This window comes from Parabacteroides chongii (assembly GCF_029581355.1).
GTDB lineage: Bacteria > Bacteroidota > Bacteroidia > Bacteroidales > Tannerellaceae > Parabacteroides > Parabacteroides chongii.
The window spans coordinates 3,939,836-3,955,963 of record NZ_CP120849.1; the positions used below are offsets into that span (position 1 = coordinate 3,939,836).

General features: G+C 50.6%; 7 protein-coding genes. 6 read left to right on the forward strand and 1 reads right to left on the reverse strand.

Annotated elements, in window-relative coordinates; translation table 11 throughout:
- Positions 1 to 13: 13 nt before the first annotated feature.
- Complete coding sequence (gene pbpC / locus P3L47_RS14715) at positions 14 to 2,350, reverse strand: penicillin-binding protein 1C (protein WP_277783707.1); 2,337 nt, start codon at positions 2,348 to 2,350, stop codon at positions 14 to 16.
- Between the two features lie 239 nt (positions 2,351 to 2,589).
- Here pbpC and P3L47_RS14720 point away from each other — a divergent pair, with 239 nt between their 5' ends.
- The 6 genes from P3L47_RS14720 to P3L47_RS14745 all read left to right on the forward strand — a co-directional run bounded on the left by P3L47_RS14720 (position 2,590) and on the right by P3L47_RS14745 (position 16,125).
- Positions 2,590 to 8,229, forward strand: a complete 5,640-nt coding sequence (locus tag P3L47_RS14720) for an alpha-2-macroglobulin family protein (protein ID WP_277781283.1) — start codon at positions 2,590 to 2,592, stop codon at positions 8,227 to 8,229.
- A 167-nt stretch (positions 8,230 to 8,396) separates the two neighbouring features.
- The gene (locus P3L47_RS14725) at positions 8,397 to 9,695 is read left to right on the forward strand and encodes an amylo-alpha-1,6-glucosidase (protein ID WP_277781284.1); all 1,299 of its coding nucleotides are present in this window, start codon (positions 8,397 to 8,399) and stop codon (positions 9,693 to 9,695) included.
- Positions 9,696 to 9,699: 4 nt separating this feature from the next.
- Positions 9,700 to 11,451 carry a class I mannose-6-phosphate isomerase gene (locus P3L47_RS14730; RefSeq protein WP_277781285.1) on the forward strand — a complete coding sequence of 584 codons (1,752 nt, stop codon included), beginning with the start codon at positions 9,700 to 9,702 and terminating at the stop codon, positions 11,449 to 11,451.
- A gap of 31 nt (positions 11,452 to 11,482) precedes the next feature.
- Positions 11,483 to 12,607: an ROK family protein gene (locus P3L47_RS14735; protein ID WP_277781286.1), complete on the forward strand. Its 1,125-nt coding sequence runs from the start codon at positions 11,483 to 11,485 to the stop codon at positions 12,605 to 12,607.
- Positions 12,604 to 14,967, forward strand: a complete 2,364-nt coding sequence (locus tag P3L47_RS14740; RefSeq protein ID WP_277781287.1) for a GH92 family glycosyl hydrolase — start codon at positions 12,604 to 12,606, stop codon at positions 14,965 to 14,967. Before P3L47_RS14735 ends, P3L47_RS14740 begins: the two co-directional genes overlap by 4 nt.
- Positions 14,968 to 14,979: 12 nt before the next feature.
- Positions 14,980 to 16,125: an MFS transporter gene (locus P3L47_RS14745; RefSeq protein WP_277781288.1), complete on the forward strand. Its 1,146-nt coding sequence runs from the start codon at positions 14,980 to 14,982 to the stop codon at positions 16,123 to 16,125.
- Positions 16,126 to 16,128: the final 3 nt, after the last annotated feature.

Consider the following 16,128-nt stretch of genomic DNA (forward strand, 5'->3'; position numbering starts at 1 on the left):
GATGCTCGGAAAATTACATCGTGCATGTAAACAGTATTTTGCGCTGATTGCCCCAGTTGTCGATCAGCGTAAGTACATGTTTGCCGGACGAGACCCGGCAGGCGATCTGGTGGTTGCCGGTGGTTTCGCCGAGGTAGGTGTCGTCGAGATGCCAGTAGATGGTTGCCTCTTCACGGGCGTGGGCGGCCTTGAAGATAAACTTTTCGCGTTTGCCGGAGAAGCCTTTCGGGAGGTATAAGACGGCATTATGTTCCGGGTAGATCAGTTCGATTTGCCCGGAACTTTTTGTTTGTTCGCATCCCGGTTTGATGGGCGGGAGGGGAACATAGTCGATATGGTAATTGCGGTAATAATATTCCTGGGACGGAGGGAGGACGAACCAGGGGCGGGTGATCATCCGGTCGACCGACTCGCAGGAGCTGTTTACACGGAAACGTCCGTCAGCCGAGAGATGTATCAACTGATGGTAAGGGCAGACAGGGGTATTGATGCCTGAACGGGGAATGTACAAACTATCTACCTGGTCGCATATCTGCGATGCTTTGTGACCGCTGCTGCGGCAGATGGCTACCTTTTCCAGTTCGTCGTAAGGTATGTCGAACCAATCACCGCCGGGAAGCAAGGAGAACAGATCGAACAAGACAGGGGCGGCATTGCCTACACCGGTCAGTCCCGGGCGGCCTTCGCCCGAAGCATTTCCTACCCATACACCGACCACATAACGGGGAGTTGTACCGATGGCCCAGGCATCACGTCCTCCGTAGCTGGTCCCTGTTTTCCAGGCAATCTGTTTCATCGATTCGAATTGTTGCCAGTCGGCTTCCTCTTCCGGGCGGTTGAGTGCCGACATTGCCTCATAAGTGAACCAAATGGAAGCGGCTGAAAGAAGGGGCTTGTCGGTGAGACGTGGGTCTGCGATTGATTGGATTGCTTTCGTGGGGGATGCCCCGCCTGTGCCCGTAGGGGCGGTTCGCGAACCGCCCGTACAGATCAAAGGATGAATATCCCCCGGATTATATCGTCCGTTGTAAAGGCGGTAATGCGTGAGCACGCGTGAGAGGGATGCGTACATCCCCGAGAGATCCCATAAGGTTCCTTCGGCTCCTCCGAGAATGAGCGAAGCCCCATAGTGTTCTTCCGAAAAGCGGAGGGTGGTCATTCCCAATGCTTTCAGCAGTGTCATGAAACGTCCGGTGTTGTATTGCGATAACATGCGGACGAGGGGAACATTCAGCGAACGTTCGATAGCCCGGTGGGCAGGGACGGCTCCGTTGAATGTCTTGTTATAGTTTTGTGGCATGAAGCCGTTTATATTCAGCGGGACATCGGAAACGAGGGTGGAAGGGAGTATCTGTCCGTCGTGGAGCATTCCGGCATAGAGGAAGGGTTTCAGTATACTTCCCGTGCTGCGGGGAGAGGTGATGACATCTACTTGGTTTCCACGTTTCTCGTCGGCTTTGAAGCTGGCGTTGCCGGCATAGGCCAGTACTTCGCCGGTTTCGACATCGGCGATGATGGCGGCGAGGTTATGGATATGGTTGGAGCTATATTCAAGGGCGTAACGGTTGACCAGCTCCTGTGTCTGTTTTTGCAGGGAGTAGTGTACCGAAGTCGTGATACGTGTTCCGGGGGTAAGGGCGGCAAGCCGTTCCAACAGGTGAGGGGATTCGTCGGGCAGGGGGACAGGGGCTTCCGGCAGGGGTTCCATGCAGGACAGTTCGTATTCGGTGTAGTCGATGATACCTCTTTCTTTTAGAGTAAAAAGGAGGTTGTCGCGTTTGGTTTTCAGTTGTCTGCGGTTTCTCCCCGGATGGATCAGGGCGGGGGAGTTGGGCAGGACGGCGAGTGTGGCGCTCTCCGCCCAGGACAGTTCGGAGGCATTGCGTCCGAAATAACGCCAGGCGGCTGTTTCGATGCCGACTACATTGCCGCCGAACGGGGCATGGGAGGCGTATAGGTTCAGTATTTCTTTTTTGCTGTGGGTCGTTTCAAGGAAGAGGGCCCAGCACATTTCGATGCTTTTCTCATAAACGGTACGGTCTTTGTTTCCTCTGGCGATACGTGCCAGTTGCATCGTCAGTGTACTTCCTCCGCTGACGACACGGTGATACCGGACATTCAGGTAGGCGGCACGCAAGATAGCTGTCACATCGATCCCGGGATGATAGAAGAAATGCCGGTCTTCATAGGTAGTCAGGCAGGTGACAAATTTCTCCGGCAGCGAGTCCGTAGCCGGAAACCTCCATTGCCCGTCCGGCGCAATACGTGCTCCCAACAGGTTGCCTTCCGAAGAATAAAGTAAAGTAGAATAGGGAACGGGAAATAAAACACGGGGAACCAATAGGTACATTCCTCCCCACAAAAGAATGACAAACAGCAGAAAGAAAAGAAGTATCTTCTTTCGATTCGCTTTTAGTGAAGTGATGAGTGCCGTATGACGCATTTTATTAAAACAGGACGGTATGGTATCAACTAATACAAAGATAGTTCTTTTTATTATATACATTATTCTCTGAAACGAATAAATGCGTATATTCGTGAATTATCTCATTGGCTAAAAATAAGTAGTAACCGTTAATTGAATAAACTATGGCAAGGTATCTTTATTGGGTGTGTTTATGCTATTTGTTGTGCTTGTTTAGTAGTTGTAATACAAAAAGTGGCGGGGGAGAGGCGGAGGAGTTGCCTTTCAATCCGCATGTAGAAGCATTTACTTCCGGCAAGATATCTCGGTATACGCCGGTCTATCTGATCTTTAATCAGGATATCGCACAGGATAAACTGAAGAGTGATCAACTAAGTAAGTTTGTCCGTATAAAGCCCGAGGTGGCCGGTGAGTTTTCTTTTGAGAATAACCGGACTATCGTATTCAAACCGACAAAAGCATTTGAACGGAATACAACCTATAAGCTGACCGCCAACCTCTCCGAATGGTTCGACGTGACAGGTAAAGATAAAGAGTTCGCCTTTGAATTTTCCACCTTCCCGCTGGCACTTCGTGCAAACCTGGAGTCGATGGATATCAATGCAAAAAATGAGAACGGTTATGATATAGTCTGTACCCTGCTTACTCCGGATAAGGAAACACCGGAGACGGTCGAGCCACTTGTGCGCTACTCGGAGAAAGCGGATGCGGTATGGCAGCACAGTCCCGACGGTAAGAAACATCAGGTGACCTTGCAAAATGTACAAGCCGGGAATGACGGCACGCGGACATTCACCCTTTCGGTAGCTCCCAATAAATCAGGAGTAGCCGAAGACAAATTGCTTACCGTCTCTATTCCGGATATGAACGATTTCGACGTATATGACGTGACCTATGTGACAGAGCCTGAACGCTATGTGGAAGTGACGTTTACCAAAGACCTGGACTCTTCGCAGGACATGCAGGGACTGGCTTTCATCGCAGGAAATACATCCGAGACGGTCAACGTGGAGGGCAACCGCCTGCGTTTATATCCCGACAGCCAACGTAAGGGCGTTATGAATGTACACCTGACGCGTCAGATTCGTAGTAAGAACGGGCTGACACTGAAAGAAGACGTCACCCGCCAGATCGAGATCAATACCTCTTTGCCCGACGTTAAGTTTATCGGACAGGGAGTAGTCATCCCGCAATCCACCGAACTGCTGGTACCATTCCAGGCCGTTTATCTTCGGGGAGTGGTGGTTCGCGTGATAAAGATACTGGAACAGAATATCGGCCAGTTCCTGCAAGTGAACAACCTGGACGGGACTTCCGACCTGATGCGCGTAGGCCGACTGGTTGCCCGTAAGACGATCTTCCTGGATGAAGACGGCAGCGACCTTTCCCAATGGAATACATACGCGGTCGACCTGAAAAAACTGATGGAGCCGGAGCCCGGAGCCATCTACCGGGTAGAGCTTTCTTTCAATAAAGACCTGTCGGCCTACCCTTGTGACGACTCGATAAAAGTATCGCGCGAACAACTACTGGCTGAAGACGAGATCAAGTTCAAAGAAGAAAGCTCCCGCTTCGATGATGGCGGTTATTATTATTATAACGGCGATTTCAACTGGAACGATTACAACTACAGCGAACGGAATGACCCTTGTTCGAACAGCTACTATTATAATAAGGTAGAAGGCAAGAACGTATTGGCCACCAACCTCGGACTGATGGCAATGGCGGGCGAAGACAACGAAATGACAGTCTTGGTACATAACCTGCTCAGTACGTCTCCCGAAAACGGTGTCAATGTATCCATCTATAATTACCAGAACCAGGTACTGGCTTCCGGTACGACCGACAGCAAAGGAGAGGTGAAATTGAAGATCGCTTCCGGCAAACCTTTCTACGTGATTGCTTCGCAGGGATACCAACGTTCCTACTTGCGTGTGGATGGAGGTTCGGCCTTATCGTTAAGCTCGTTCGACGTGTCCGGTGAAGTGGTACAGAAAGGCATCAAAGGTTTTATCTACGGTGACCGGGGCGTATGGCGTCCGGGCGATACGCTTTTCCTTAGCTTTATGCTGAACGACCGGGCAAAGAAACTTCCGGCGAACCATCCGGTAGTGATGGAACTCTATAATCCGTTGGGGCAGCTTTACCAGCGTAAGACACAGACACGCGGCGAACTGGGCGTTTACTCTTTCGCTATGCCGACCGAACCGGATGCTCCGACCGGAGCCTGGAATGTGAATGTAAACGTCGGTGGCGTCAGCTTCACCAAACGTCTGCGCGTGGAATCGATCAAACCGAACCGGCTGAAAATAGATTTAACATTTGCCGGCGGAACCAATAAAGGCAGCATGGATAAGGCCAGCATGGATAAGGCCAGCATGGATAATGGCGCTATTGATAGGGCCAGCCTCGGTACGGGCGGTTCGCGAACCGCCCCTACGGTATTGCGGGGCGAACCTCTGAACGGGCGCCTGCATGTGGAATGGTTGCAGGGAGCCACAGCAAGAAATCTGAAATACGACATTCAAGGCACCTTTATCTCGACTCCGACCACCTTTGCGGGCTATAAGGATTTCTATTTCGATGATCCGTCGAAGACATTCAACAGTGAAGAAAGTAAACTGATCTCCGGTACGACCGACGACAAGGGAGATGCAACCATACAGACCAGGTTCGAGATCGGTACGACCGCCCCGGGCATGTTGATGGCTAACTTCGTGACCCGTGTCTATGAAGAGTCGGGCGATTTCAGTATCGATGCGAACAGGATGCTTTATTCTCCTTACAAACGCTATGCCGGTATCAAATCGCCGCAGCAGACACGTGAGCAGTTGAATACCGGAAGCAATTATACCTACGAAGTCGCTTCGACCGACTATCTGGGAAATCCGCAGGCCAACACGGAACTGGATGTGCAGGTGTATAAGGTATATTGGTACTGGTGGTGGAGTTCGGACAACAGCAGTCTGGCTAACTACGTATCCGATTCTTATAATAAGCCGGTTAAGCAATTAACCGTCCGCACCGGCGAGAACGGCCGGGGCACTTTCCAACTCTCGTTCAGCAACGAAGAATGGGGTACTTATTTTATCTCCGTGAAGGATAAGGAAAGCAAACACTCCACCGGAGTAATGAGCTATTTCGACTGGCCGTATAACGAAGGACGCCGCAACGCCGATGGCAGCGAATCGGCTAATATGCTGAGCTTCAAGACAGATAAAGACAACTATAAACCGGGCGAGAAACTGGTTATCACCATCCCATCCGCCAAGGGAAGCCGTGCCGTTGTCAGTATCGAGAATGGGACGAAGGTACTATCCGTTACCGAACATACCTGCGACGACCAGCAGACAACGATCAAGCTGGATGTAACTAAAGAGATGCAGCCGAATGCATACGTCTACGTCACGTTGCTGCAACCTCACGGGCTTACACAGAACGACCTGCCGATCCGTATGTACGGTGTTGTACCTTTCACGGTAACTTCTCCTGAAAGCCATCTGTATCCACAGATCAGTGTGCCTGACGAGATCAAGCCGGAAGCCAAATACGAAGTGGTCGTTTCGGAAAAGGACGGCCGCGAAATGGCTTATACGCTGGCTATCGTCGATGAAGGCCTGCTCGACCTTACCCGCTTCCGCACACCCGAACCCTGGAAAGCCTTTAATGCCCGTGAAGCATTGGGCGTAAGTACCTGGGATATGTATAACTATGTAGTCGGTGCTTACGGCGGACGCATCGAGCAACTGTTCAGTATCGGTGGCGACGATGCCCTGAACAAAGGGCCGAAAGCCATCGTCAACCGTTTCAAACCGGTGGTGCAGTTCGAAGGTCCGTTCCTGTTGCGGAAGGGAAAGCAACAGCGTCATATCTATACAATGCCGAATTATAACGGTCGTGTCAAAGTAATGGTCGTAGCCGGAAACGGTGAGGCTTACGGGCATGCCGACAAGAGCGTATTCGTACGTAAGCCGGTCATGCTATTGGGTACTTTGCCGCGTGTGATCGGTGTAGGAGAGGAGATGGTTGTTCCGGCCACTGTCTTTGCTACTGAAAACGGGGTAGGTAATGTCAATGTCTCTATCACCTGTTCTGCTAATATGGAAGTGATAGGAGACCCCAGCCAGCAGCTTCACTTTACGGAGAAGAGTGACAAACAGGCCCTGTTCCGCATTCGAGTAAAAGACCAGCCGGGTGCCGGTCGGGTGACTATTACGGCATCGGGCAAGGGCGACAAGTCCGTCTACACAACCGATATCGAGATACGTTCCGTCAGCCGTCCGCAGGTGAAGGTACTGCCCGTTACCCTCGAAGCCGGCAAGTCCTGGAAAGAAACCGTTAAGCTCCCCGGCATGGCAGGAACCAACTCCTTGTCGCTGGAAATGTCGGATGTGCCGCCGTTGAATCTTTCTTCCCGCCTGTCATACCTGATCGGATATCCGCACGGATGCGTGGAGCAGATCACATCGAAGGGCTTCCCGCAACTCTATGTAGGTGAGTTTGCCGCCTTGACGAAGCAGCAACAGAATACGACCGAAAATGCAGTGAAAGAGGTGATCCGTCGTCTGCGTTCTTACCAGACCGTAGATGGAGCATTCTCTTACTGGCCCGGCGGTACGAGCAGCAACGGATGGGGAACAGTCTATGCAACCCACTTCCTGTTGTCGGCCGAAGCAACAGGATACCTGGTACCCGACGGAATGAAGCGTAACGTCTTGAACAACCTGCGCCGCGTCGCCCGCGACTGGAAGCCGGTAAGCTCTTACTATTCCCGTTCGGAAGAAATGACACAGGCTTATCGTTTATATGTATTGGCTCTGGGACAGGTGCCCGAAGTAGGGGCGATGAACCGTCTGAAGGAAAACAAATCGCTGGCTCCGATGAGTCGTTGGCTATTGGCTTCCGCCTATGCGTTGGTGGGCCGTACCGATGTGGCGAAAGGTCTGATCGAGAAAACAACGGAAGTGAAAACGGATTATTCCGATTACGACCTGACTTTCGGTAGCGACCTGCGCGATCAATCCATCCGGCTGATGACATTGACCTTATTGGGCGACGGCAAAGAGGCCGCCATACTGACTCGCGATATCTCGAAAGTGCTTTCATCGGACGACTGGCTGAGTACGCAGTCGACAGCCTTTGCCCTCGTTTCGCTTTCCGAGTATATGACTAAATATAAGGTATCCGGAACGATGGAGTTTACCTATGCTTATGGCAGTACGGCGAGCCAAGTAAGTACAACTAAAAATATCTGGACGGAAGTCCTGCTCGACAAAGCCGGAGTATCTGCTTCTCTAGAATTGAAGAATACGGGTAAATCGACCTTGTTCGCCCGTGTCATTACCGAAGGCATTCCGGCACAAGGCAAGGAGGAAGCCTATGCCAACGGTCTGTCGATGGCCGTCAGCTATACCGATCCGAATGGTCGTGCGGTAGATATCACCAAGCTGCCGCAGGGAACGAACTTCGCCTGCGTAGTCACCGTAAAGAACCCGTCTGCACGTGGTTACAACAACCTGGTGTTGACAGAAATCTTCCCTGCCGGCTGGGAAATCCTCAATACCCGTTTCCTCAACGAAGGGGCAGCCGACAGCAAGACTGCCGGTATCAACTATCAGGATATCCGCGATGACAAGGTGTATAGTTATATCGATCAGCTGCCTTCCGGTCGCCAGGTGACGGTCAAGATCAACCTTTGTGCCGTCTATCCGGGACGGTTCTATCTGCCGCCGGTCTATTGTGAAGCGATGTATGATAATCTGATCCGGGCGAATACGGAAGGGAAAGAGGTAGTCGTTGAATAAAATACTGCCGGGAAATCAGGAAAAAGACTTACGGTTTTTACTCAAAAGCCGTAAGTCTTTTTTTATAGTTATAAGAATCGTAAGATAGTATAAGTATATCGAAACAAATGAATGCTTTAATCAGAAGCAACCTCTCTATCTTTGCAATATATTTATATAACAGATTCATGAAGAAGAGACACTTACTATTTACCCTGTTTTGTGGGGGACTTTTATCTTGTACAGCCCCTACGGAGACACAGCAGTTAGCCAAAGAAATCCTTGCCGATCAGAGTTTCCATGTGGTCGACAGTATGGCACGTTCCGTAATCCGTAGCGGTTTCAACGCCGGAAGCGGTTACTCCCAAATCTGGGCACGCGATATGAATACTTTTATCGAGGTAGCCTGCGAGGAAAGCAACCCGTCCGACCTGCGTAATGCCATCCTGTTGTTCTTTGCTTTGCAGCAGCCGAATGACGAAATGATAGACGGTTATGTCCTGAAAACAGACTTCAACTGGGGGGATGACCATCCGTATTATTCGGAGGCAGCCCCCGATCATGTCGCTTTTAAGAATACGGTAGAGACCGACCAGGAATCCTCTTTGATCCATATCGTAGGAAAGTATATCCGTAAGACCGGTGATACCTCTATCCTGAATGAAACGGTTGCCGGTCGTACCGTCTACCAGCGTATGGTCGGAATGATCGACTATCTGATGCGGGAACGGTATAATGAACAATACGGCCTTCTCTACGGTGCTATGACGGCGGACTGGGGAGACGTGCAGCCCAATGATGACTTCGGTTGTGATATGAACGAACTGTCCGACCCGGCTATCGACGTATACGATAATGCCATGTTCATTATCGCCCTCGACTATATGGATGAAATGACTACCGATGAAGCCGATAAGCTCCGTTGGAAAGAACTCCGCCAGCATATCTCAACGAATGTACGTAAGCACCTTTGGGATGCACAGCGGCAGAAGTTTATCCCGCATATCTATCCTGAAAACTCCCCGATACCCGAAGGTTTTAATGAATTGGACGTGCATTATCACGGAGGAACAGCCATTGCCATCGAAGCCAGACTTTTGTCACCGGAAGAGGTAGCAATCGTCAATGCACAGATGCTTGAGAACGTCCGTCTGTCGGGAATGCCGAGTATCGGTTTGACCCTGTATCCTACTTATCCGGAAAACTTTTTCCGTGGAGGAATGTCGAAAGCCTATATCTATCAGAATGGTGGCGACTGGACCTGGTTCGGTGGCCGTATGATCCAGCAGCTTATTGCTAACGGTATGGTAAAGGAAGCCTACGAAGAGGTACGACCGATGATCGACCGGGTGATCCAGAATAAGGGTTTCTATGAATGGTACGGTATGGGTGGTGTGCCCAGTGGTTCCGGTCATTTCAAAGGATCGGCAGGAGTACTGGCGAAAGCTATCGAGATGTTTAATGAATGGTCAGAAGAAAATAAATAAAATAATGAGAAAGAGTAATTACGATAAAAGTCCCTCGACAACAGTCGACGGGGCTCTTTGGAAAGGTTGGGAGTCTGTTCTAGATAAGTTGAAGGAAGTATGCAACGTCCCGGAAGAGTTGGCACGAAAGGTCGTTGTTATCGAGTGTTATCATGGTGTGTATACAGATAAACTGGCTGAACACCTGGTAGCGTTGGAGCCTTCATTGATGATTCATTCGGATCAGTGTTTTAAAGGCGTAAGAGACATTGAGAAGATGACTTATCCTTATCTGACAGACGATCGCCTTTTTGGACGTCGCGCACCGTTTTACTATGCGGACTTCCTGGATGCAGACAAAGTAAAAGAATGCCGCGAAAAGATTGCAGCGGCTACCGGCCTGGTTATTGTTTACGGACATGCTGCGGCGGAGATTGTCCGCGAAGCCGATGTCTTGGTCTATGTCGATATGGCACGCTGGGAGATCCAGCAGCGTTTCCGTCGGGGTGAGATCGACGGGCTAGGCGTGAAGAACCGTGAAGAGGCTCCTTCATACCATTATAAACGGGGGTATTTCATCGACTGGAATGTCTGTGATGCCCTGAAGAAAGAATTACTGCCTAAGGTCGATTACTGGCTGGATACCCATATTCCTGATATGCCGAAGATGATCACCGGTGAGACGATGCGCGCCGGTCTGGAAAAGACTGCCCATCAGCCGTTCCGTGTGGTTCCCTTCTTCGACCCTGCACCCTGGGGCGGCCAGTGGATGAAAGAAGTATGCGACCTGGATAAGGAACAGGAGAATTTTGGCTGGTGCTTCGACTGTGTGCCGGAAGAGAATAGTCTGTATCTGAAAGTCGCAGGCGAACTGTTCGAGATGGCTTCCAATAACCTGGTGTTCTATCAGACTCGTAACTTATTGGGTGGTCCGGTAGAATCGCGTTTCGGACAGGACTTCCCGATACGTTTCGACTTCCTCGATACGATGGGAGGGGGTAATCTGAGCTTACAGGTTCACCCGACAACTCAATATATCCATGATACGTTCGGTATCTGGTACACGCAGGACGAGAGTTACTACCTGTTGGATGCCGGAGAGGATGCAACTGTTTATCTCGGACTGAAAACCGGTGTCGATCCGGAAGAGATGATCGCCGCTTTGAATGAAGCACAGGTATCGGGCGAACCCTTCGATACGGAGAAGTATGTGAACAAATGGCCGGCAAAGAAACATGACCATTACCTGATCCCGAACGGGACTATCCATTGTTCGGGTTCGAATGCGATGGTGCTTGAGATCAGTGCGACACCCAGCCTTTTCACCTTCAAACTGTGGGATTGGGGTCGTCTGGGACTAGACGGTAAGCCGCGCCCGATCAATATCAAACACGGCTCCCATGTGATCCAGTGGGAACGGCAGACCGATTTCGTACGCGACCAGCTGGTCAACCATTTCGAGCCGTGTGCCGAAGGCGAAGGTTGGGTGGAAGAACGTACCGGCTTGCATGAGAATGAGTTTATCGAAACCCGTCGTCACTGGTTTACCGGAAAGGTGCCGCACAATACGGGTGGGGGAGTCAACGTTTTTAATGTGATCGAAGGGGATGAGCTGATCGTGGAAAGTCCGACGAATGCGTTCGAACCGTTCATTGTCCATTATGCCGAAACGTTTATCGTTCCTGCCATCGTCGGCGATTACACCATTCGCCCGTATGGTATTTCCGAAGGGAAAACCTGTGGGACGATAAAGGCATACGTTCGGGTGAAAGGATAAAATCGAATACCAATTAAAACACATATATATAATGTATAGTAACGATAACCGCATAGTAATGACCCTCGACGCCGGAGGAACCAACCTGGTCTTCTCGGCTATCCGCGGGGGCGACGAGATCGTGACCCCGATCACTTTACCCTCCTGTGCCTGTAGTCAGGAACAATGCCTGGGACAACTGGCAACAGGTTTCAGCCGTATCCGCGAGCAATTGCCGGAACCACCGGTCGCTATCAGCTTCGCTTTTCCCGGTCCGGCAGACTATCCGGCAGGTATCATAGGTGACCTGCCGAATTTCCCTTCTTTCCGGGGAGGTGTGGCATTAGGCCCGTATCTGGAAGATATATTTAATATCCCTGTCTTCATAAATAATGACGGTGACCTTTTTGCCTACGGGGAAGCATTGACCGGTGCTTTACCGGAGATAAACAACCGTCTGGAAAAAGCAGGCAGTATCAAACGTTATAAAAACCTGCTGGGTGTCACACTGGGCACAGGCTTCGGAGCCGGAGTCGTTATCGATGGCAATCTGCTGATGGGCGATAATGCTGCCGGAGGTGACATCTGGTGTTTCCGCAATAAGAAATATCAGCAATATATCGTGGAAGAAAGCGTGAGTATCCGTGCTGTACAACGCGTGTACCGGGAGCTTTCCGGGGACCCCCATGTTTATACTCCGAAAGATATATTCGATATGGCAGAAGGTATCCGCCCGGGTAATCAGGAAGCAGCCCTTCGTGCTTTTGCCGAGTTGGGAGAGATGGCAGGAGATGCCATTGCACAAGCTATCACGTTGATCGACGGCCTGGTCGTGATTGGCGGTGGTCTGACCGGTGCAGCCAAATATATTCTTCCTGCACTTTTACAGGAGATGAACAGCCAGACCGGTATGATGGACGGCAGTCGTTTCTGTCGCTTGCAAAGTAAAGCCTATAATCTGGATGACGAGGCTGAGTTCAATCTGTTTGCAAAAGGAGAAGCAGTGAAGATACGTGTCCCCGGTTCAGGCCGTGAAGTAGACTATGACCCTTGTAAACGTATCGGAGTCATGATCAGTAAGCAGGGAGCCAGCCGTTCGGTAGCTTTGGGTGCTTATGTTTACGCGTTAAATCAATTGTCAACTGTCAATTGTCAATTAAAACAAGTTACGTCATGAATAAAAACAATCTATTAAGTGCGGCCCTTTGTTTGCTGGCAGGTGGACTGGCTATTGCCTGTTCGTCGGTAAAGGAGGAGAAAGCTGCCGAAGAACTGTCCCAATATGTGGAGCCGCGTATCGGGACAGCCCATTGCCGCTGGTTCCATTTCACTCCGGGAGCTTATCCTTTCGGAATGGCAAAGCCTGCCCCGTCGACTAACGGGCATCTGGGGAATAACTCCGGCTGGGAAGCTACCGGCTATGATTACCGGGATACTTCGATCGAAGGTTTCCCCTGCCTGCATGAGTTCCAGGTAGGCGGTATCGTTCTGATGCCGACAGTGGGCGAGTTGAAGACTGTCCCCGGTGCTGTGGACGATTCAACCGGAACTGGCTATCGTTCCCGTTTCGACCATTCGGAAGAGATCGCAACGGCCGGCTATTATTCCGTGAATCTACAGGATTACGATATACGTGCAGAACTGACCGCTACGCCCCGTGTGGCTTTCCAGCGTTATACCTTCCCGGCATCCGACGAGAGCCGTATTCTATTCGATATCGGTAACAGGCAGGGGGAGAGTGGTGCTGTGAAAGATGCCTCCGTCACCCTGAACGAAGATGGAACAGTAGAAGGCTGGGTAATCACTCTGCCGGGATACGTAAAGAAATATCAGCCTGGAGCAGAAGTACCTCTCTATTTCTTCGCTCGGCTGGATAAACAGCCGGAAGGTTACGGTACATTTATCGGAGAAAAGGTGCAGCCGGACGCCCGGCATATTTCAGGTATTGGCTCCGGTTTGTACCTCACTTATAAAACGAACGAAGGCGAAAGTATTACGGCCAAGGTCGGCCTCTCATACACTTCCGTAGCGAATGCCCGCCTGAACCTGGCGACGGAAGCACCTACACTCACCTTCGACCAGGCAAAAGAAGCTGCCCATCAGCAATGGGAAGACTACCTCGGACGTATCCGCGTAGAAACTCCTGTGAAAGAAGACAAGGTGAAATTCTACACCGGCCTCTATCATGCCCTGCTCGGACGCGGGCTGGCGAGCGACGTGAACGGAGCTTATCCCCGCAACGACGGCAGTGTCGGACAGATTCCTGTGAAAGACGGCAAGCCGGTGCATAACCTGTATAATACCGATGCCGCCTGGGGTGCCCAGTGGAACCTATCGCAGGTATGGGTATTGGCTTATCCTGAATATGCTTCCGATTACATCAGCAGCCATTTATTGGTCTATAAAGATGCCGGATGGCTGGCGGACGGTATTGCCAACAGCCGTTACGTATCGGGTGTCGGCACAAACCTGCTGAGTACGATTGTAGCAGGTGCTTACCAATGCGGTATCCGCGACTTTGACGTAGACCTGGCCTACGAAGCCTCCCTCAAGAATGAACTCGACGGAACCAACCGTCCGCTGGGTGCTGGTAAGGTCGATACGGACATGTTCCTCAAATACGGTTATGTCCCCCACATAGATAAAGGCGACGGACCGGACGAAGCGTTTATGTTCTCAGCTTCCCACACCCTGGAGTATTCTTATAGCGCCTGGGCCGTAGCCCAGTGGGCAAAGAAACTCGGTAAGACGGAAGATTACGATCGGCTGATGTGGCTGTCCAAAGGCTGGGAACGTATCTACGACCCTTCGACCAATTTCGTACGCCCGAAAAAGGCTGACGGACAGTTTATCGGTGATTTTAACCCGATGCAGGTCTGGCGCGGTTTCCAGGAAGGAAATGCCTGGCAGTACACATTCTATGTGCCTCATGATGCGGAAGCATTAGCCGGCAAGGTAGGAGCGGACGTATTCAATCAGCGCCTGGATAGTATCTTTACGGTTTCTCAAAAACTGATATTCAGCGGTGGTACGGAAGTCGGTGCCTTTGCCGGCCTGCAAACCCTGTATAACCACGGTAACCAGCCTTGCCTGCATATCTCCTGGTTGTTCAATGAAGCCGGCCGCCCTTCGCTAACCCAGAAATGGGTACGTGCCATCCTCGATGAGTTCTACGGTACGGACGGAATACATGGCTACGGTTACGGACAGGATGAAGATCAGGGCCAGTTAGGTGCCTGGTACGTGATCGCTTCGCTGGGAATGTTCGACGTGAAGGGCCTGACGGATTCAACGCCTTCCTTTGCTTTGGGCAGTCCGGTATTTGACAAGATAACCATCCAACTCAACAACCAATATTATAAAGGAAAAGAGTTCGTTATCGAAGCAAAGAACAATAGTAAGGAAAATGTCTATGTGCAGCAATACCGCCTGAATGGCGAGGTGTATCCTGCCATTCGTATTCCTTTTGAAACAATCACTGCCGGAGGGCGTCTGGAGATGGATATGGGTAATCGTGCAGTGGATGATTATAAATAAAGAATATATACCATGAATAAACAAAATTCAAAAGCCATTTACCCCATCCTCTTCGGATTCTTTGTGATGGGCTTTGCAGATGTTGTAGGCATTGCGACCAATTACGTAAAGGTGGACTTTTCCCTTTCCGATACGCTTGCCAACCTGTTGCCGATGATGGTCTTCCTTTGGTTTGTCCTGTTTTCCATTCCGACAGGTATCCTGATGGGGAAAGTCGGACGGCGTAATACCGTAGTGATAGCGTTGGCCATAACCGCCCTCGCCATGCTGCTGCCTTTGTTCTTTTATGACTTCCCCTGTATTTTATTGACTTTTGCGCTGTTGGGTATCGGTAATACGATCCTTCAGGTTTCCCTGAACCCGATGGTCGCCAATGTCGTCAATCCGGACCGCATAACCAGTGTACTGACCCTGGGGCAGTTCATCAAGGCGATCTCTTCTTTCCTGGGCCCGATCATTGCCGGTGTTGCCGCTTCTTTCTGTGGGGATTGGAAACTAATCTTTGCCGTATATGCTGTAACGACACTGATCTCTACAATCTGGCTTATCTCCATTATTCCGGGAAAGGAAAAGCTGGAGGAAGCCCATGTGACCTTTGGTACGACAGTATCCCTTTTCAATGATAAATATATTGTATCCTTGTTCCTCGGAATCCTTTTTATTGTCGGCATAGATGTCGGTCTGAATACGACTATCCCTAAATTATTGATAGACCGTACGGGTATGCCTCTTTCGGAAGCCGGATTGGGAACCAGCCTGTACTTCGCAGCCCGTACGATCGGATCGTTTGTCGGTGCTCTCCTGCTGGCAAAACTTTCGGCAAGCCGCTTCCTGAAATATAGCATGTTTGTGGCAATCGTGGCATTTATCCTGTTGCTGGCTGTCCCTGCTACATGGAGCATGTTCGTGATGATCGTTATTGTAGGACTGGCCTGTGCGAATGTCTTTTCGATCATCTTCTCGTTCGCCCTTCAGCATAAACCGGAACGGTCAAACGAAATATCGGCTCTGATGATCATGGGAGTATCCGGAGGTGCGCTGATTACTCCGCTGATGGGAGTCGTAGCAGATGGCTTCGGGCAGGTTGCGGGATTATCCATCCTCCTGCTCTGTCTCCTTTATATTTGTCTTATCTCTTTTCGAATAGATAAAAAATAGATG

Bases quoted from the DNA above. Each gene is read 5' to 3' on its own strand.
- pbpC (WP_277783707.1), bottom strand. From the start codon at position 2,350: ATGTACCTATTGGTTCCCCGTGTTTTATTTCCCGTTCCCTATTCTACT.
- P3L47_RS14735 (WP_277781286.1), top strand. From the start codon at position 11,483: ATGTATAGTAACGATAACCGCATAGTAATGACCCTCGACGCCGGAGGA.
- P3L47_RS14730 (WP_277781285.1), top strand. From the start codon at position 9,700: ATGAGAAAGAGTAATTACGATAAAAGTCCCTCGACAACAGTCGACGGG.
- P3L47_RS14725 (WP_277781284.1), top strand. From the start codon at position 8,397: ATGAAGAAGAGACACTTACTATTTACCCTGTTTTGTGGGGGACTTTTA.
- P3L47_RS14720 (WP_277781283.1), top strand. From the start codon at position 2,590: ATGGCAAGGTATCTTTATTGGGTGTGTTTATGCTATTTGTTGTGCTTG.
- P3L47_RS14745 (WP_277781288.1), top strand. From the start codon at position 14,980: ATGAATAAACAAAATTCAAAAGCCATTTACCCCATCCTCTTCGGATTC.
- P3L47_RS14740 (WP_277781287.1), top strand. From the start codon at position 12,604: ATGAATAAAAACAATCTATTAAGTGCGGCCCTTTGTTTGCTGGCAGGT.